20 protein-coding genes are annotated in these 18,550 nt (G+C 66.3%); 18 read left to right on the top strand and 2 right to left on the bottom strand.

All coding sequences use genetic code 11. The features are described from left to right. Positions 1–104: 104 nt before the first annotated feature. The 3 genes from CH275_RS10785 (at position 105) to CH275_RS10775 (ending at position 2,554) form a co-directional block, all read left to right on the top strand. Complete coding sequence (locus tag CH275_RS10785) at positions 105–932, top strand: crotonase/enoyl-CoA hydratase family protein (RefSeq protein WP_094677929.1); 828 nt, start codon at positions 105–107, stop codon at positions 930–932. A 1-nt stretch (position 933) separates the two neighbouring features. Then, positions 934–1,398 (top strand): MarR family winged helix-turn-helix transcriptional regulator, encoded by a 465-nt coding sequence (locus CH275_RS10780; protein WP_094677927.1) that lies wholly within the window; start codon positions 934–936, stop codon positions 1,396–1,398. 139 nt (positions 1,399–1,537) lie between these two features. Continuing rightward, positions 1,538–2,554, top strand: coding sequence for a GGDEF domain-containing protein (locus CH275_RS10775; RefSeq protein ID WP_256990971.1), 1,017 nt, complete (start codon positions 1,538–1,540; stop codon positions 2,552–2,554). 39 nt (positions 2,555–2,593) lie between these two features. Here the strand turns inward: CH275_RS10775 and CH275_RS10770 are convergent, their stop codons facing one another. Together CH275_RS10770 and CH275_RS10765 are read right to left on the bottom strand one after the other, a co-directional pair. After that, on the bottom strand, positions 2,594–3,052 hold the full coding sequence (locus tag CH275_RS10770; RefSeq protein ID WP_094677923.1) for a PAS domain-containing protein: 459 nt from the start codon (positions 3,050–3,052) through the stop codon (positions 2,594–2,596). A gap of 63 nt (positions 3,053–3,115) precedes the next feature. Further along, positions 3,116–3,607 carry an inorganic diphosphatase gene (locus tag CH275_RS10765; RefSeq protein ID WP_032380124.1) on the bottom strand — a complete coding sequence of 164 codons (492 nt, stop codon included), beginning with the start codon at positions 3,605–3,607 and terminating at the stop codon, positions 3,116–3,118. 144 nt (positions 3,608–3,751) lie between these two features. Here CH275_RS10765 and dacB point away from each other — a divergent pair, with 144 nt between their 5' ends. The 15 genes from dacB to CH275_RS10690 all read left to right on the top strand — a co-directional run bounded on the left by dacB (position 3,752) and on the right by CH275_RS10690 (position 18,546). Next, complete coding sequence (gene dacB, locus CH275_RS10760) at positions 3,752–5,155, top strand: D-alanyl-D-alanine carboxypeptidase/D-alanyl-D-alanine endopeptidase (RefSeq protein ID WP_179276104.1); 1,404 nt, start codon at positions 3,752–3,754, stop codon at positions 5,153–5,155. Then, positions 5,140–6,237 carry a zinc-dependent metalloprotease gene (locus CH275_RS10755; RefSeq protein WP_373453698.1) on the top strand — a complete coding sequence of 366 codons (1,098 nt, stop codon included), beginning with the start codon at positions 5,140–5,142 and terminating at the stop codon, positions 6,235–6,237. Before dacB ends, CH275_RS10755 begins: the two co-directional genes overlap by 16 nt. After that, a complete protein-coding gene (tilS, locus tag CH275_RS10750) occupies positions 6,237–7,199 on the top strand; it encodes a tRNA lysidine(34) synthetase TilS (protein WP_094677917.1) in 963 nt (320 codons plus the stop codon). Before CH275_RS10755 ends, tilS begins: the two co-directional genes overlap by 1 nt. 11 nt (positions 7,200–7,210) lie before the next feature. Beyond that, positions 7,211–7,762: a hypoxanthine phosphoribosyltransferase gene (gene hpt, locus CH275_RS10745; protein WP_094678647.1), complete on the top strand. Its 552-nt coding sequence runs from the start codon at positions 7,211–7,213 to the stop codon at positions 7,760–7,762. 303 nt (positions 7,763–8,065) lie between these two features. Further along, complete coding sequence (ftsH, locus tag CH275_RS10740; protein WP_094677915.1) at positions 8,066–10,933, top strand: ATP-dependent zinc metalloprotease FtsH; 2,868 nt, start codon at positions 8,066–8,068, stop codon at positions 10,931–10,933. Between the two features lie 148 nt (positions 10,934–11,081). Then, positions 11,082–11,750, top strand: a complete 669-nt coding sequence (gene folE, locus CH275_RS10735) for a GTP cyclohydrolase I FolE (protein WP_094677913.1) — start codon at positions 11,082–11,084, stop codon at positions 11,748–11,750. Between the two features lie 19 nt (positions 11,751–11,769). Beyond that, positions 11,770–12,618 (top strand): dihydropteroate synthase, encoded by an 849-nt coding sequence (gene folP, locus CH275_RS10730; protein ID WP_179276103.1) that lies wholly within the window; start codon positions 11,770–11,772, stop codon positions 12,616–12,618. Next, on the top strand, positions 12,615–13,019 hold the full coding sequence (gene folB, locus CH275_RS10725; RefSeq protein ID WP_094677911.1) for a dihydroneopterin aldolase: 405 nt from the start codon (positions 12,615–12,617) through the stop codon (positions 13,017–13,019). The genes folP and folB overlap by 4 nt, the downstream gene beginning before the upstream one ends. Beyond that, complete coding sequence (gene folK / locus CH275_RS10720; RefSeq protein ID WP_094677909.1) at positions 13,016–13,525, top strand: 2-amino-4-hydroxy-6-hydroxymethyldihydropteridine diphosphokinase; 510 nt, start codon at positions 13,016–13,018, stop codon at positions 13,523–13,525. The genes folB and folK overlap by 4 nt, the downstream gene beginning before the upstream one ends. Beyond that, positions 13,522–13,992: a DUF3180 domain-containing protein gene (locus CH275_RS10715; protein WP_094678643.1), complete on the top strand. Its 471-nt coding sequence runs from the start codon at positions 13,522–13,524 to the stop codon at positions 13,990–13,992. Before folK ends, CH275_RS10715 begins: the two co-directional genes overlap by 4 nt. Before the next feature lie 90 nt (positions 13,993–14,082). Next, positions 14,083–15,372 (top strand): DUF6779 domain-containing protein, encoded by a 1,290-nt coding sequence (locus CH275_RS10710; protein WP_179276102.1) that lies wholly within the window; start codon positions 14,083–14,085, stop codon positions 15,370–15,372. A gap of 114 nt (positions 15,373–15,486) precedes the next feature. Further along, on the top strand, positions 15,487–16,401 hold the full coding sequence (locus CH275_RS10705; RefSeq protein WP_094677907.1) for a Rossmann-like and DUF2520 domain-containing protein: 915 nt from the start codon (positions 15,487–15,489) through the stop codon (positions 16,399–16,401). Beyond that, positions 16,398–17,300, top strand: coding sequence for a pantoate--beta-alanine ligase (gene panC / locus CH275_RS10700; RefSeq protein WP_094677905.1), 903 nt, complete (start codon positions 16,398–16,400; stop codon positions 17,298–17,300). The genes CH275_RS10705 and panC overlap by 4 nt, the downstream gene beginning before the upstream one ends. Positions 17,301–17,309: 9 nt before the next feature. Continuing rightward, a complete protein-coding gene (gene panD / locus CH275_RS10695; protein ID WP_032380718.1) occupies positions 17,310–17,741 on the top strand; it encodes an aspartate 1-decarboxylase in 432 nt (143 codons plus the stop codon). Between the two features lie 4 nt (positions 17,742–17,745). Further along, positions 17,746–18,546 (top strand): type III pantothenate kinase, encoded by an 801-nt coding sequence (locus CH275_RS10690; protein ID WP_094677903.1) that lies wholly within the window; start codon positions 17,746–17,748, stop codon positions 18,544–18,546. The last annotated feature ends 4 nt before the right edge of the window (positions 18,547–18,550 follow it).

The raw sequence follows: 18,550 nt of genomic DNA, 5'->3' as shown, positions 1-18,550 counted from the left end.
CCGGTCCGTTGTATGTACCAGAGCTGAGCGGGGTCTTAGCGCAGACGTTACGAGCCGTAACATGCGGTGCGGCCATCGGTGTCGCTGCCGCTAGGCTCGCAGGCATGACGGAACGTACCTGGAATGCTTTCTCCGTGGAGATCGCGGACCACATTGCGCATGTGACACTCCTCGGACCCAACAAGGGCAACGCCATGGGCCCGGACTTCTGGAGCGAGAGCCCCGAGCTGTTCGCGCAGCTGGACGCCGATCCCGAGGTTCGGGCAGTCGTGCTCGCCGGCTCCGGCAGGAACTTCACGTACGGACTCGACCTGGCCGCAATGGCAGGCACGTTCGGTCCGCTCATGGCCGACCAGGCGTTGGCCGCTCCTCGGACGACATTTCACGACACCATCAAGACCATGCAGAAGGCGATCAACGCGGTTGCGGACTGCCGCAAGCCCGTCGTCGCAGCGGTACAGGGCTGGTGCATCGGCGGCGGCGTCGATCTGATCACGGCCGCCGACGTGCGATACGCCAGCGCCGACGCGAAGTTCAGCGTGCGAGAGGTGCGGGTCGCGATCGTCGCCGACATGGGTTCCCTGGCCCGACTCCCCGCGATCATCGGCGACGGACATCTGCGTGAACTCGCGTTGACGGGCAAGGACATCGACGCGGCCCGCGCCGAGAAGATCGGCCTGGTCAACGACGTGTTCGAGGATCACGAAGCCACTCTCGCCGCCGCCCGCGAGTGCGCAGCGGCCATCTCTTCGAATCCGCCGCTGGTGGTGCAGGGCATCAAGACGGTGTTGGACCATTCCCGCTCCTCCGGCGTCGACGACTCGCTGCGGTACGTCGCGGCGTGGAACGCCGCGTTCCTCGCCTCGCACGATCTGACCGAGGCGGTCACCTCCGTGTTCGAGAAGCGGCCGGCTCAGTTCACCGGTAGCTGACGTGGTCGAGTTCGCCGAGGAGTTGGGCACGCAGCTGGTTCGATTGCAGCGCCTACGCGAGCGGAACATCGCTCAGATCTCGTCGTCGGGAGGTGTCGACGGTGCTGCTTACGTATGCTTGTTCCGCCTGCTGCGGGACGGGCCGATGAGGTCGAGCGAGCTGGCCACCGTGGTGAACTCGGATCCGTCGACGGTGAGCAGGCAGGTGGCACAACTCGTCGACCGGGGGCATGTCGAGCGTGTGCCCGACGAGAGAGACGGAAGGGCCTTCGTTCTCGCCGTGACGCAGTCGGGTCAGGACGTGGCCGCGGCAATTCAGCAACGCCGCACCGAATCTCTCGGTCGAGTGATCGAGGGGTGGGATCGCGAGGATCGGGCATCGCTGGTGGCATTGCTCGATCGTTTCTTGACCGATTACGAACAAATGAGACCGGACATTCCAGGCCGACGCGCAGGTAGCGTCTGAGCAGCCGACAATCGACAACGGATCGTGTCGTCGAGGTGCGCGACGAGTCGGATCAGCCAGTTCGGACGGAGGGGGCGCGGTGTCACACGATCGCGATCGACCGCCGCACAGTCGAGCGAGCGGGCCGCGAACAGGCTCGGTGAGGCTCGAACGTCGCGTAGCCCTCGGGATCGCTGCCTTGGTTCCCTCGTTCGGTCTGATCGGGGCCATCGCGATGTTCTCCGCCGACGGACCTGCATGTACGACGGCGAAGGTCGTCTGTTTGCTGGTGTTGATCTCGACCGTCCCAGTGGGGGCGTGGTGGCTTCGTCGTTCGCTGGATGCATCGCACATGCCCGGGTGGTTCGTGGTGTACGCCGATGTGGGCGTTGCATCGATGCTGCTCACCTTCGCCGGCCGCGACCTGGCTCTGAACGGGGCGGCTCTGTTCGCGGTGATCGGCATCTACATCGTTTACTTCGCCCGGCGGCGAGTGCTCGGATTCCACATGCTGTTCGTCAACGTGGTGGTCGTGGTTCTGGCGGCGCTGGCATTGGCGGAGGACTCGCACGATCTGGCGTCGACCGCCGCCAGGACCCTGGTGACGCTGCTGGTGGTGAATTCCGTGCTGGTGTTTCGCGCAGTGATTCAGCGCCAGCTCGATCTCGCCAACACCGACTCGCTGACCGGCCTGCTCAACAGGCGCGGCCTGGAACTTCGGCTCGAACGCATGATGGCCTCGCTCGATTCGGAGCATTCGGTGGCGTTGATGGTGGTCGACCTCGATCAGTTCAAACAGGTCAACGACACGTACGGCCACGCGGTGGGCGACCACGTGCTGCGGCGCACGGCTCGTCGTTTGAAGACCGCCACGGGCACGCGGCCGTGTGTGGCCCGCACCGGCGGTGAGGAGTTCACCATCGCGCTACCGGTCACGGAAACCGCCGCGCACCGAATTGCCGACGACATCCGCGGATCCGTCCACGATCCGGTCGACGAGGTGCCGGTGACGGTCAGCGTCGGCGTGGCGATGATCGACGGCGGCCGCTGGTCGGCAGCCGCGGTGTCAGGTTGTGGTGCGGACCTGCTGCACAACGTTCTGCTCGATGCCGACACGGCGATGTACGAGTCGAAGAACGCGGGCGGAAACAGAACGACGGTGTATGTCGGCAACTGATTCGCCGACATACACCGTGTCTCGTCCGGGGAGAAACGATCAGCGCAAGGCGCTCTTGGGGTCGTTCCACAACTGATCGGTGAAATCCTCCAGCGCGACCAGCACGATCGTGTCCTCGGTGCGCCGCAGAATGGACTTGCTGGCACGCACCTGAACGACATCACCGGTCTTGTCGGTCATCCGCCACAGGGAATCCGCGCGGGTGGCCACGGTCGTGAGGAACATGTCCGCGACATTGACACCCTCCGGTGCCCGGTCGGGAAAGATGTCGTGCAGGTGGAAGTCCACGCGTTCCGTGCGGTCGAGACCGAACAGGTCGTCGAAGGCCTCGTTGGCGAACACGATGACACCGCCTGGGTCGACAGCGAGGATCGGCACCGGAATCCGGTCGAGCACAACCGTCACCGGCAGATCGGGAAACTGCGTCGGATCCGAGATCGGCCGCGAGTCGAGATTGCGCCGATCACCGGCGGTGCCGTTGGAACTGCTGTCGGTCATAGGTCTCCCCAAGCTGTGTTTCGTCGGCGCGTGGCCGAGACGAGTTGTGTGGTGCCGAAACGATCAGTGACCCGGATTGTCCGTCAAGCGCTTGAATGATGCAGCGATTTCGGCCTCGGCTTCTGCACGCCCCACCCAGTCTGCCCCGGTGACGTGCTTGTTGGGTTCGAGATCCTTGTAATGAACGAAGAAGTGCTTGATCGCGTCGAGCTCGAACGTCGAGACGTCGCTCAGATCCTGGATGTGATCCCAACGGGTGTCGCCGGCCGGGACGCACAGCACCTTGTCGTCGCCGCCTGCCTCGTCGACCATCTTGAACATCGCCACTGGGCGTGCCTCGACGATGACACCCGGGTAGACCGACTCGGGCAGCAGGACCAGTGCGTCGAGTGGATCGCCGTCCTCGCCGAGCGTGTTCTCGATGAAGCCGTAATCGGCTGGATACGCCATCGCGGTGTAGAGGTAGCGGTCGAGTCGAACACGTCCGGTGACGTGGTCGACCTCGTACTTGTTGCGCTGCCCCTTGGGGATCTCGATGGTGACGTCGAACGGCACGTGCAGTCCTCACTGTCTTCGTCCGAGCCCGATCGGGCCCGAACCGTTGCGAATGTGTCGATGGTGGCGGCGCAAGGCTACCGGACCCGAGGATACTGTTGACTGAACGATCGTGGGTACGACCACGGCAGATACGGAGGAACAGTGGCGGGGCTGACACGGCGGTTCCTCGGCCCCACAGCGGGCCGACGGCGCAGGAAGAAGCGCGTGATCCTGACGTTGTGTGCCCTGTTCGTGGTGATCCTCGCCGCGACGACCGCCGCGCTCGTACTGCCGTCGGTATCCGACGGTGCCGAGACCGCGATCGAGCCCCCACCCGAGACGGTGATGCCGAACCCGTTGATCACCCCGTTCCCCGAGACGGCCCCATCGCCCAGCTCCGCCGGTCTGGCGGGTGCCCTGGCCCGAGTCATCGACGATCCCGACCTCGGCACGTTCACCGGAACCGTCGCCGATGCGCAGACCGGCGAGGTCCTGTGGTCCCAGAACCCCGATACGCCGATGACGCCCGCCTCGACCACCAAGGTGCTCACCGCGGCGGCGGCAATGCTCGAGCTCCCCGCAGACCACCGCGTCACCACCCGCGTGGTTCGCGGCAGCGGTGAGGGCAACATCGTGCTGATCGCCGGCGGCGACCCGACTCTGACCGCCCTGCCGGTCGGTACCGACGGCTTCTATCCCGGTGCTGCGCGTATCGACGACCTCGTGGAGCAGATCCGCCGCAGCGGAACCGACGTGCGCAGCATCAGCGTCGATACCTCGATCTACTCCGGTGACACGATGGCGCAGGGCTGGTTTCCGGCGGACATCGCCGCCGGATCGATCACGCCGATCGAACCGATCATGCTCGACGGCGGACGGTCACAGCCGCTCGTCGACGAGTCGCCGCGCAGCACCACCCCGGCACTGGATGCGGGCCGTGCACTGGCCGCGGGCTTGGGCGTCGACCCGGCCGCGGTGACGACGGGCACGGCCACCGAGGGGGCCGACCAGCTCGCCTCGGTGCAGTCCGCTCCTCTGCGAAATCGCCTGCAGCAGATGATCTATCGCTCCGACAACGTGCTGGCCGAGGCCGTCGGACGTGAACTCTCGATCGAGATCAACACGGCGGCAAGCTTTTCCGGAGCGGTCGCGGCGATCGGTCAGACCCTGTATTCGGCCGGCTTCGACATGTCCGGTCTGATGCTGCAGGACGCCAGCGGCCTGTCGGTGGACGGCAAGATCCCGGCCAGACTGCTCGATCAGGTACTGACCTCGGCTGCCGGAACGGAGCAGCCGACGCTACGTCCGATGCTCGACTATCTTCCTGTCGCCGGTGCGACCGGAACGTTGTCGGATCGGTACGCCTCGGGGGATCGAACCGGAGCGGGTTGGGTGCGGGCCAAGACCGGAACCCTCTCTGCCGCAAGCGCACTGGCGGGATACGTCGTCGATGTCGACGGCCGTGTACTGACCTTCGCGCTGATGTCGAACGACCGGCCGCCCGAGGCCAGTCGCCCCGCCCTCGATGCCGTGGCATCGACCTTGAGATTGTGTGGTTGCCAGTGAACTCCGCAGCAGCAACGAGCGCCGACGAGAACGAAAGCACGTCCGGCTTTGCCGGTGCCGTCGATTGGGCTGTTGCGGCCAAGACCGGAGCCAAGCTGGCCCGCAAGGGTCCTGCCACCTCGCGCTACACCGCCGACGCCGCCGTGGAAGAGCTTGCTGCCGCATCGATTCGAGCCGAGGGGCCGGTTCGCGAGACCACCGGTCTGGCCGACGGACTTCCCGTGCCCGACGCCCAGGTGGTCGATCGCGCAGGGTGGATCGCCGCGGCTGCGGCGTCGATGAAGCACCTCACCGGAGACAAGGACGGTACGCCGCCCACCGGGCTGCTCGGCGGAAAGCCTGCGGGATTGCAAGCCGGAGCGATGCTGGCGTTTCTCTCCAGCGCCATCCTCGGACAGTACGACCCGTTCACCGGCGAGAACGGAACGTTGCTCCTCGTCGCTCCGAACGTGATTGCCGTCGAACGTGCACTTCGGGTGTCGCCCAGCGACTTTCGCTTGTGGGTCTGCCTGCACGAAGTGACGCATCGAGTGCAGTTCTCCTCTGCGCCGTGGCTCGGCGGCTACATGCGCGAGAACGTGGGGGTGCTCTCCGCCGGCACCGACGAGCCGCTCTCCGAGGTCGCCAACCGCCTGACCGGTGCACTGAAGGCCCGCAAGAATCCGAGCGGGACCTCCAGATCCGAGGATGCCGGCATCGTCGGCCTCCTGCGGGCCACCCAACCGCAGCCGCAGCGCGACGCCATCGACCGGCTCCTGGTGCTCGGCACCCTGCTCGAAGGCCACGCCGACCACGTGATGGACGCCGTCGGACCGGCCGTCGTGCCGACCGTGACGCAGATTCGCAGCGCGTTCGACCAACGGCGTCGACGCAAGGTCAGCCCGCTCCAACGCGTCATCCGGGCATTGCTGGGTATGGACGCCAAGATGGCGCAGTACGTCCGCGGCAAGGCGTTCGTCGATCACGTCGTCACCGCGGTGGGGATGGAACGGTTCAACACCGTGTGGACGGGCCCCGACACGCTGCCGCTGCTGTCGGAAATCGAGGACCCGGACGCCTGGATCGCCCGAGTTCTGGGCTGATGCCCACGCTGCTGCCCGAGGGCCCCGCGCTGCTCGAGATCCGGCACATGGTGCGGGCGTGGCTGGCGGCCCATCCCGGTCCGGTTGCCGTCGGGCTGTCCGGCGGCGCGGATTCGTTGGCCTTGACGGCAGCCACGGTGGCCGAGGCTCCGAACGTGCGTGCGCTGATCGTCGACCACGGCCTGCAGGACGGCTCGGCCGAGGTCGCCGCAACCGCCGCGGTACGAGCTCGCGATCTCGGCGTCGAGGACGCTCGCGTGCTGCGGGTGCACGTCACCGGTTCGGGTGGGACGGAAGCCGCCGCCCGCAGGGCCAGGTACGACGCCTTGAATCGCGCGCGCGGCGACGCGTCGGTGCTGGTGGCGCACACCCTCGACGACCAAGCCGAGACGGTGCTGCTCGGGCTGGGCCGCGGATCGGGGCCGCGGTCGATTGCCGGTATGACGGCATTCGACGCCCCGTGGGGACGGCCGCTGCTCGGAGTTCGGCGAAGCGTGACCAGGGCTGCCTGCGCCGAGCTCGGGCTGGAACCGTTCGAGGATCCGCACAACACCGATACCGATTTCACCAGGGTGCGGTTGCGCCACGAGGTGTTGCCGTTGCTCGAGGACGTGCTCGGCGGTGGCGTCGCCGCTGCGCTCGCGCGAACGGCGGAGCAGCTGCGTGAGGACGGTCGGGTGCTCGACGCGCTCGCCGAATCCGTCGTCGGGGTAGGTGCATCGGAACTGGAGGTGTCCTCGGTCGACTCGCTCGACACCGCGATTCGCCGCCGCGTGCTGCGTCGTTGGTTGCTCGGCCGAGGTGTGACGTCGCTGACCGATCGGCAGATTCGAGCCGTCGACGCCCTCGTCGGACGGTGGACCGGGCAGGGCGGAGTCGCGCTGCCAGGTGGAACGCCCGACGCCAGGTTGGTGTGCTCGCGTCGACATGGCAGGCTGAGCGTCGGCCTGGAGAACGAATGAAGGGAAACCCCGTGTACGAGGGCGACATCGAATCGGTTCTCATTTCCGAGGAACAGATCAAAGCGCGCACTGCGGAACTCGCAGAAGAGATCGCCGAGCGGTACCCCGAAGGTGCGCCGGAAGGCGACCTGTTGCTGGTCGGCGTCCTCAAGGGCGCGATCATGTTCATGACCGACTTCGCCCGGGCCCTGCCGATCCCCGCGCAGCTCGAGTTCATGGCAGTCAGCTCTTACGGGTCGTCGACGTCGTCCTCCGGTGTCGTCCGGATTCTCAAGGACCTCGACCGCGACATCACCGGACGCCACGTGCTGATCGTCGAGGACATCATCGACTCCGGTCTGACGCTGAGCTGGCTCAAGCGCAATCTCGCGACCCGTTCACCTGCCTCGTTGTCGGTGGTGACGCTGCTGCGCAAGCCCGACGCCATCAAGGTCGACGTCGAGGTCGCGAACGTGGGCTTCGACATCCCCAACGAGTTCGTCGTCGGATACGGCCTCGACTACAACGAGCGTTACCGGGATCTGCCGTACATCGGCCTGCTGGATCCCAAGGTCTACAGCTGAGTCCGTTCTTCTGGTCCGCCCCGTCCGCGTGAATGGACCCGCGTGAATGGACCATTGCCGCGCCGAGACGTGTGCAAGGGTCCATCGATGCGGATAGTGTGCCCGACAGGCGGGGAACTGCCGGGGGAGTGCGGTCGTTGGAGGGGAAGAAGCGTCGACGCCGACAGGTGCGTGGACGCAGAGCGCCAGGTATGAGCGAGTCCGATGTCCGAGTCTCGCGGTAGCCTGGAGCATCCGGCGGGCAGGGAGCAGCCAGCGCGCTGGAGCGGACTGAAAGGACACGGCCGACTCGGCTGAAGCTGTATGAATCGGAAGACAGTAATACGAAATCTTGCCATCGTTTTCGGCATTCTGTTGGTGATCTATGCCTTCAGTTACTTCGGTAACGACACGCGGGACTGGAAGACGGTCGACACCTCGGTGGCGATCGCCCAGCTGGACGACCGCAACGTCGAGTCCGCGCAGATCGACGACCGTGAGCAACAGATTCGGCTGACGCTCAAAGAGGCGTCCGACGCGACCGGCAACGAGACGAAGATCATCGCGAAGTACCCGGACTCGGCGTCCGAGCAGATCTTCGACAAGGTCGACTCGCAAGGCCTGACCAGCTACAACACCACCGTCACCCAGGAGAGCTGGTTCAGCTCGTTCCTGCTGTTGATCCTGCCGATGGTGCTGATCCTCGGCGTGATCATCTTCGTGATGAGCCGTATGCAGGGTGGCGGCCGCGGCGGCGTCATGGGCTTCGGCAAGTCCAAGGCCAAGCAGCTGACGAAAGACATGCCCAAGACCACGTTCGCCGATGTCGCAGGTGCGGACGAGGCAGTCGAAGAGCTCTACGAGATCAAGGACTTCCTGCAGAACCCGGCCCGCTACCAGGCGCTCGGTGCCAAGATTCCGCGCGGCGTGCTGCTGTACGGCCCTCCCGGAACCGGCAAGACGCTGCTCGCTCGCGCCGTCGCAGGCGAGGCGGGCGTTCCGTTCTTCACCATCTCTGGCTCGGACTTCGTCGAAATGTTCGTCGGTGTCGGTGCATCCCGTGTGCGCGACCTCTTCGAGCAGGCCAAGCAGAACAGTCCCTGCATCATCTTCGTGGACGAGATCGACGCCGTCGGCCGTCAGCGCGGCGCGGGTATGGGCGGCGGGCACGACGAGCGCGAGCAGACGCTCAACCAGCTCCTCGTCGAGATGGACGGCTTCGGTGAGCGCACCGGCGTCATCCTCATCGCCGCCACCAACCGACCCGACATCCTCGACCCCGCCCTGCTGCGTCCGGGCCGGTTCGACCGCCAGATCCCGGTCGGTGCCCCCGACCTGGCCGGCCGTCGAGCGATCCTGAAGGTGCACTCGGCAGGCAAGCCCGTCGCGCAGGACGCAGACCTCGAGGGACTCGCCAAGCGAACCGTCGGAATGTCGGGTGCCGATCTGGCCAACGTCATCAACGAGGCGGCACTGCTCACCGCTCGCGAGAACGGCACAGTGATCACCGAGGCCTCGCTCGAGGAATCGGTGGACCGCGTCGTCGGCGGTCCGCGCCGCAAGAGCCGCATCATCAGCGAGCACGAGCGCAAGATCACCGCGTACCACGAGGGTGGACACACCCTCGCCGCGTGGGCGATGCCCGACATCGAGCCCGTCTACAAGGTCACCATCCTCGCTCGCGGCCGTACCGGCGGCCACGCGATGACCGTGCCCGAGGACGACAAGGGCTTGATGACGCGGTCGGAGATGATCGCTCGTCTCGTCATGGCCATGGGCGGACGCGCAGCGGAGGAGCTCGTTTTCCACGAGCCGACCACCGGTGCGTCCTCCGATATCGACCAGGCCACGAAGATCGCCCGCGCGATGGTCACCGAGTACGGCATGAGCAGCAAGCTCGGAGCCGTCCGATACGGGCAGGAGCAGGGCGACCCGTTCCTCGGCCGTTCGATGGGTCAGCAGTCCGACTTCTCACACGAGGTCGCCCGTGAGATCGACGAGGAGGTGCGCAAGCTCATCGAGGCGGCGCACACCGAGGCGTGGGCCATCCTCAACGAGTACCGCGACCTGCTCGACACCTTGGCCTCGGAGCTGCTCGAACGCGAGACGCTCACCCGCAAGGACCTCGAGAAGATCTTCCACAGCGTCACCAAGCGCCCGCGCATCACCTTGTTCAACGACTTCGGTGACCGCAAGCCCTCGGACAAGCCACCGGTGAAGACTCCTCGCGAACTCGCCGCCGAGCGCGGCGAGCCGTGGCCTCCGGTACCGCCGGCACCGAAACAGCTTCCGCCGCAACAGGTTCCGCAGCCCAGCTACTCCGGTTCGCCGCAGCTGAGCAAGGGTGGCTACCAGAACGGAAGCAACGCGTACAACGGCAGCCCAACCAACGGCGGCCCGGTCAACGGTGCACCGAACACCGGAGACGTCAACGCACCGAACACCGGCAACGGTCGGCGCAGCGCTCCTGCCACCGGTGAATACAACGGCGGCGGCCACAACGGTGGGGTCCCCAACAACGGTGGTCCCAATGGGAGCTACGGCGGCCCGGTCAACGGTGGTGGCCCATACGGTGGCGCTCCCAACGGAGGCGGACATTCCGAAGGCTATCGCCGACCGGAACCTCGTCCGAGCGGACCCGGTCAGGGCTCGCGGCCCGATTACGGCGCTCCGGCCGGATGGTCGGCCCCGGGCTGGCCGCCGCGCGATCAGCCGTCGGTTCCGCGCTACCAGGGTCCGACCACTCCGCCGGTCCAGAATCAGCCGAATCGCGAGCAGCCGGAGTCGGATCGACCGGACCAGAACCGGTACGAGCCGCCGCAAGGTCAGCCGCCGGCCTACCGGCAGCATCCGACGTACCAGCAGCCGCAGTCGTATCAGCCGCCGACCGGCCAGCAGGCGTACCAGCCCCCGCAGTATCAGCCGGATCCGTTCCGGCCGGACACGCGGGACCAGGGGCGGGCGTCTCGGCACGAGCCTCCGTACGCAGACAACCCGGACGGTTCTGCGCAGGACGAACCGTCGGCTCCCACCTGGGAGGTGCCGAGTCCGTCGCAGAACTACCCGCTTCCCGGCGACGGCCGGTCGGAGGGTGCACCGTCCGACTCGCAGCGCGACGATCGAGACGAGTCCGACGGCGGCGAAGGTCCGCAGACGCAGCGCTGGGAAGGGCCGGGCGGCTCTTACCGCTAGGCCGATCATTAGGCTTACTGGGTCGACCGTCATGGTCGGCCCAGTACGTTTTTCGAATCATGCTGCGCCGACGCGACAGTCCTTGCAGGACCGTTGTACGGGCGGCGCAGCTGTCACATTCGTGGAGCCCAACCGGAGGTACGTTCACGTGTCAGTCAATCGGACCGACGAGTCGACCAGCGACTCGGCAGAAGTCCCGGCAGTCGACCAGCGAGCAGTCGAACAGACGGTTGCCTATGCCACCGGCGCTGTCTTCGATCAGCCTCGCGCCGAGGCGGCCGTGCGTGAGTTGTTGATCGCCGTGGGTGAGGACCCCGATCGCCCGGGCCTGCTCGATACTCCGGCACGCGTCGCGCGCTCGTACCGCGAGATCTTCGCCGGGCTCTACACCGACCCGGATACGGCGCTGAACACGACGTTCGACGAGGGACATCAGGAACTGGTGCTCGTCCGCGACATCCCGATGTTCTCCACGTGCGAGCACCACCTGGTTTCGTTCCACGGCGTCGCACACGTCGGATACATCCCCGGCAAGAGCGGCAAGGTCACCGGCCTTTCGAAGCTCGCCCGGGTGGTCGACATGTACGCCAAGCGCCCACAGGTACAGGAACGTCTGACCAGCCAGATCGCGGATGCGTTGATGCGCAAGCTCGATCCGCGCGGGGCGATCGTCGTGATCGAGGCCGAGCACCTGTGCATGGCCATGCGCGGAATTCGCAAGCCGGGTGCCAGCACCACCACCTCGGCCGTGCGCGGTTTGCTGCAGTCCAGCGCGGCATCGCGTTCGGAAGCACTGGACCTGATTCTCCGGAAATGACGCACGCGGTCGATTCCCGATGAGCCTCGCGCGGAGTATCCCTCCGGCCCCCGTCGTCATGGGCGTTCTCAACGTCACCGCCGACTCCTTCTCCGACGGTGGTCGGTACCTCGACGTCGATGCTGCCGTCGAACACGGATTGGCGATGCATCGTCGCGGAGTCGACATCGTCGACGTCGGTGGCGAGTCGACGCGTCCCGGGGCCGACCGGATCGATCCGACCGTCGAGGCTCGGCGTGTGGCACCGGTGATCAGCGCGCTGGCTGCCGAAGGCGTGGTCACCAGCGTCGACACGATGCGCGCCTCCGTCGCTGAGGCCGCTATCGAGGCCGGGGTCTCGATAGTGAACGACGTCTCGGGCGGCCGGGCCGATTCGGCGATGGCACGGGTGGTCGCGGACGGCCGGTTGCCGTGGATCCTGATGCACTGGCGCGCGGCCGGGTCCGAGTACCGGCACGCCGGTCCGGCGGATCGGTACGACGACGTGGTCGCCGACGTGCGCAGTGAGCTGCTCGAACAGGTCGACCATGCGATGGCCGCGGGGGTCGACGAATCGGCGCTCGTGCTCGATCCTGGCCTCGGCTTCGCCAAGAACGCCCAGCACAACTGGCAACTGCTCCGCGGGCTACCCGAGCTGGTGGCGGCCGGGTTCCCGGTACTCGTCGGTGCCTCACGCAAGCGATTTCTCGGATCGCTGCTGGCCGAAGAAGACGGTTCTCCGCGGCCGCCGGACGGACGCGAGATCGCTACCGCCGTGGTGTCGGCGCTCGCCGTCGCCGGGGGAGCGTGGGGTGTGCGGGTACACGACGTCCAGGCATCACTCGACGCGGTCGCCGTCGTCCGGGCATGGCAGGGTGATCGGGCATGAGCGAGAGCAGTGGACCCGACGGCCTCGGTACGCGTCGCGGCGACCGCATCGAACTGCGCGGCCTGACGGTGCGCGGCAACCACGGAGTCTTCGACTTCGAGAAGCGAGACGGCCAGGACTTCGTAGTCGACATCACCGTATGGATGGATCTGCGTCCGGCAGCCGAGACGGACGATCTGACCCGGACGCTGCACTACGGCGAACTGGCCGAGCGGGCTGCGGCAGTGATCTCGGGACCGCCTCGGGACCTGATCGAGACGGTGTCGGCCGAGATCGCCGAGGTCGTGCTGGCATACGACTCCCGGGTCGACGCGGTGGAGGTGGTGCTGCACAAGCCGTCGGCCCCCATCCCGCTGACCTTCCGAGACGTTGCCGTGGTGGCGTACCGGGAGCGATCGTGAGCCGGGCGGTGCTGTCCATCGGCAGCAACATCGGCGATTCGCTGAGTCACTTGCGTTCTGTGACAGCAGAACTGGGATCGCGGGTGGTGGCCTGCTCGCCCGTCTACCGATCGGCTCCCTGGGGTGGCGTCGAGCAGCAGGACTTCCTCAACGCCGTCGTGGTGGCCGAGGACGATGCATACGACCCCTGGGATTGGCTGCACCTGGGACAGCGGCTCGAGGAAGCGGCCGATCGCGTTCGGGTGCAGCGATGGGGACCGCGCAGCCTGGACGTGGACGTGGTGGTGTGCGACGACGTGGTGAGCGAGGATCCTCGCCTGATCCTTCCCCATCCCCGTGCGCACGAGCGGGCGTTCGTCCTGCTGCCGTGGCTGGACGTCGAACCCGACGCCACCCTGCGCCTCGACGACGACGACGTGCCGGTGACCGAGTTGCTCGCGCGACTGAGCCCGGAGGAGCGCGCGGGAGTGATCGAGCAAGAAAGCGTCGGTGATGGGTCGTGGTGACCAATCCCACGAAGTTCTGGGATGTTTTGGGTCTTTTCCTGGTCGCCTCGGTCGGCACGTGGCTGCTCGTACGGGTTTTCTACGGTTCGTTGCCGCCGATTCCGGTGTACGCCGGGGCGTCGTTGTATCTGGTGGCAGTGGTGGAAGTGGTGACGGCGGTGATCGTTCGCACTCGCATCGCCGAACATCGGGTGGGCACCGGACTGCACGATCTGCATCCGCTGACGGTCTACCGGGCCCTGGTGCTGGCGAAGGCATCGATGCTGGTGGGGACCGCCGTCGCGGGGGTGTGCGTGGGGTTTCTGGTGTACGTGATGCCGCGTGCGGCGACGGTGCGTGCCGCGTCGTCGGATCGGGCCGGAGCGATCGTGGCGCTGGTCGCTGCGGTGGCCGTCGTCGCTGCTGCAGTGTGGTTGGAACAGTGCTGCCGTACTCCGAAAGAGCGGGACGACGAGCGTTCTCGGTAACGCACGAAACATTTGATTGTTACCTCGGTTGTGTAAGTGATCGGTCGAGGATGACTATTTGCGAACGATTTGCCGGTTACCCTTGTGAACATGACAGATCAGACTCGCGCAAAGAAGGGGCGCCGTAACAGGCGTAGTGCGAGCCAGCTGTTTCTCGCGGCGCTCGTCGTTCTGGGGATCGTCGCCAGCGTGTTCCTGCTGTTCACCGAGAGCGTCCAGTGGATGAGGGTCGGTGTTCTGTCGGCTCTGTGGGCCGCGGTGATCGGTGCCTTCGCGATGACGAAGTATCGCCGCGAGGCGGCCGCCGACCAGACCAAGGCCAAGGATCTGCAAACGGTCTACGAGCTGCAGTTGGCCCGGGAGATCTCGGCACGACGCGAGTACGAGATGAGCGTCGAGGCTCGGGTACGCAGCGAATCGCAGATGGAGATCGACGAAGTCGCAGCACTGCGCAACGAACTCGCCGCGCTCCGCCAGAATCTGCAGGTGCTGTTCGACGGCAATTTGCCGACCGAGCGCGTCGCGCTTCGGGCAGAGGCGATGAGAATGCAAGAACTCGGCGGTCGACGCTACGACAGCTATCAGCCCGCCCCGTCCGGCCTGTACGTGCCGGGTGGTGGCAACGGCAACGGTCCGATGGCTCCGGGACACGGCCTCAACGGCGTCGGAACTCCGTACGACGAGCCGGTCACTGCCGAAACATCGGTGGTGTACCCGGACGATCCGGAAGAGATGCCGCAGGCAACGGCCGCGTCGACGGCACCAGGGGTGCAGGATGCGTACGCCGAGAACTCGTTCGAGTCGGAGGAGCCGAGGTACGAAGCGGATTCACCGGTAGCGGACGAGAGCGACTCGTACGAGCGTCCTGCAGCGCAGGCGCGCCCGTACAGCGCACCGAGGCCTGCCGCGCGTGTCACACCGCCCAGCTCGCCCTTCACCGCGTACAACTTCGAGCAGGCGCGCCCGCCGGCGGCGGAGGCGGAACCGGCGACGGACTACGAACCGCAGCCCGCCGAGACCTCCCAGGCCGATACAAACCCATTGGAGGCGTATTCGGAACCGGCCGAACCCCACGAGCCCGAGCCTGCATACGGATCGGAATCGGCCCAGGACGGCGACCAGTACCCGGCATCCCGTAATTCGTTGCGCGAGTCGGCAGACGCATTCTTCTCGACCGAGCGCGACTACGAGACACCCGCCGAGGACGTCACGCCCCGGCGCGGTCGTCGGCGTGCGGAGTCGACCGACGAGGATGCCACCGGCGCACACTCGAACGGCCGATCCGTCGCAGAGATCATGGCCGGTCTGGCCGGCGGCGACTCGGCCGACACCACGACCACCGATGCAGGCACGCGTCGCCGTCGCCGTCGCGCAGACTGAGAACCAGATCACACCGCTCATCCATGGCCCGCGAGGGCTCACGGTCGCTATTGTTCCCTGCAGGACGTCTGGTACCCGCCGCGCGGGACTGGAACGAACGAGAGGAAGTTTTCGGTGACCTCATCAGGGTTCACTGGTGGTCTGTCTCCGGCTCGATTGACGGTGGGTGTCGTCTCGGCCGGTCGGGTGGGTACCGCATTCGGTGAGGCGCTCGAACGCGTCGGGCATGTCGTGGTCGGTGCTGCCGCTGTGTCGGACGCATCGCTTGCTCGGGTGCGTGACCGGTTGCCCGAGTCGCAGGTTCTGCCGGTCGACGAGGTGGCTCGCCGCGCAGAGTTGCTCGTTCTCGCCGTCCCGGACAACGAACTGGCGTCGATCGTCGCCGGATTGGCGGCCACCGGTGCGGTGGCGCCGGGGAAACTCGTAGTGCACACCTCCGGTGCGAACGGAGTCTCGGTGCTCGAACCGCTGACCGCCCTCGGAGCCGTGCCACTGGCGATCCACCCGGCCATGACGTTCAGCGGCAGAGCCGAGGACACCGACCGGATGACGGCGGCGTGCTTCGGCATCACCGCGGGTGACGAGATCGGCTACGCCGTGGCACAGGCTCTCGTGCTCGAGATCGGCGGCGAGCCGGTGCATGTGGCCGAGAACAATCGGGCGCTGTACCACGCTGCCCTCGCGCACGGTAGCAATCATCTCGTCACACTGGTCGTCGACGCGGTCGAGGCACTTCGAGTCGCATTGGCCGGTCCGGGTTTTCCCGGTTCCGACGCCGAACGTGGTGTGCCCGAGCGTGTTCTGGCTCCGCTGCTCGAAGCAGCATTGGACAACGCATTGCGCAACGGGCAATCGGCACTCACCGGTCCGGTGGCCAGAGGCGATACCGCAGCCGTCGGTAAGCACCTCGAAGTGCTCGGGGCAGTGGATCCGCGGATCGCCGCCGGGTACCGGGCGCTGTCGCTCCGGTCTGCGCAGCGCATCGGTGCGGCAGCCGAACTGATCGAGATTCTGGAAGGAAAGCAATGACCCTCGCGGGCAGCTACACGAAGGGGCAGTTGACGGTTCATCACGATCCCACGGTGATCACGTCGGTGTCGAAAGCGCTACGAGGCGTCGGCAAGCAGGTCGCTCTGGTGCCGACCATGGGTGCATTGCATGCCGGTCATCTGCAGCTGGTGCGGCAGGCCAAGCTCACCGGTGCCGTGGTGATCGTCTCGATTTTCGTCAACCCGTTGCAGTTCGGTGTGGGCGAGGATCTCGACGCGTATCCGCGCACCCTCGACGCCGATGTTGCACTGCTGCGTGAGGAGGGCGTCGAGCTGGTCTTCGCGCCGTCTGTATCGGATATGTACCCGTCGGGTCCGCGCACCACCGTCCATCCGGGACCACTCGGGGCCGAGCTCGAAGGGGGAAGCAGGCCAACGCATTTCGCGGGCATGCTCACGGTGGTGGCCAAGCTGCTGCAGATCGCGGCTCCGCATCGCGCGTACTTCGGGGAAAAGGACTACCAGCAGCTGACGCTGATCCGGCAGATGGTGCGTGATCTGAACTTCGACGTCGCCGTCATCGGGGTTCCGACGGTGCGTGAGCAGGACGGTCTCGCACTGTCCTCGCGTAATCGCTATCTGGACCCCGAGCAGCGTGACGCTGCGATGGCGCTGTCGGCCGCGCTGGTCGCCGGGGCGCACGCCGCGGCCGGGGGAGTCGAGGCCATCATCGCCACAGCGCGTGCCGTTCTGGACGAGGCTCCGCTGGTGCAGGTCGACTACCTGGAGGTGCGCGACCCGCATCTCGGTCCGGCTCCCGAACGTGGGGACGGCAGGCTGCTCGTGGCGGCCAAGGTGGGTACCACGAGACTGATCGACAATGTCGGTGTCGCCGTCGGCACCGGCTTCTTGGAGTACCCGGACGATCCGAAGAGCTGAGGACACAACATGTTTCGAACGATGATGAAGTCCAAGATCCATCGCGCCACCGTCACGCACGCCGATCTGCATTACGTGGGCTCGGTGACAGTCGATCAGGATCTGATGGAGGCAGCCGACCTGCTCGAAGGCGAGCAGGTCACCATCGTCGACATCGACAACGGTGCTCGGCTCGAAACGTACGTGATCACCGGTGAGCGCGGCAGTGGTGTGATCGGAATCAACGGCGCTGCAGCCCATCTGGTGAACCCGGGTGATCTGGTCATCCTGATCGCCTACGGCGTGATGAACGAGCAGGAAGTTGCCGACTACGCGCCGAGGGTCGTGTTCGTCGACGAGAAGAACCGGCCCGTCGAGCTGGGCAGCGATCCGGCTCATGCGCCCGCGGGCTCGGGACTGATCACTCCACGCGATCTGCGGGCCGATTCCGTGCTGGTCTGATTCGATGCTCCTCGCGATCGATGTGCGCAACACCAGCACCGTGGTCGGCCTGTTCACCGGCACCGGTGATCACTCGAAATTACTGCGGGACTGGCGCATTCGTACCGACCCACACGTGACGGCCGATGAATTGGCACTGATGCTTCGGGGATTGCTCGGAGTCGATGCGGAACAGATCACCGGAATCACCGCACTGTCGACCGTTCCATCGGTGCTGCGCGAGATGCGCACCATGCTCACGCGCTACTGGGATCACGTGATGCACGTGGTGGTCGAACCGGGCGTGCGGACCGGCGTGCCGCTGCTGGTCGACAACCCCAAAGAGGTCGGTGCCGATCGGATCGTCAATACCCTTGCCGCACACGACTTGTACGACTCGGCATGCATCGTGGTGGACTTCGGTACCACCACCTGCGTCGACGTCGTTTCGGCCAAGGGAGAATTTCTCGGCGGTGCCATTGCGCCCGGACTCGAGATGTCGGCGTGGGCGATGTCGACCCGAACCGCCACGCTGCGCGAGGTGGAGATGGTCCGGCCGCGGTCGGTGCTGGGCAAGAACACGGTCGAGTGCATCCAGTCGGGCACCATCTTCGGGTTCGCGGGCCTGGTGGACGGCCTCGTCGGTCGGATCCGGCGAGAGGTTCCCGAGCTGACCGGGACGGACGTCGCAATCATCGGTACCGGGGACATCGCCGCGCTGATCCTGCCCGAGTCGACGACCATCGAGCATCACGAACCCGACCTGACCCTCGAAGGTCTGCGCCTGGTCTACGAACGCAACATGGCAAAACGGCGGCCACGCTGAATGT

It is taken from the genome of Rhodococcus sp. 06-235-1A (genome assembly GCF_002258785.1).
Classification (GTDB): Bacteria; Actinomycetota; Actinomycetes; order Mycobacteriales; family Mycobacteriaceae; genus Rhodococcoides.
The sequence above is the reverse complement of the archived record's forward strand: the minus strand, read 5'-3'. Positions and strand labels throughout refer to the sequence as shown.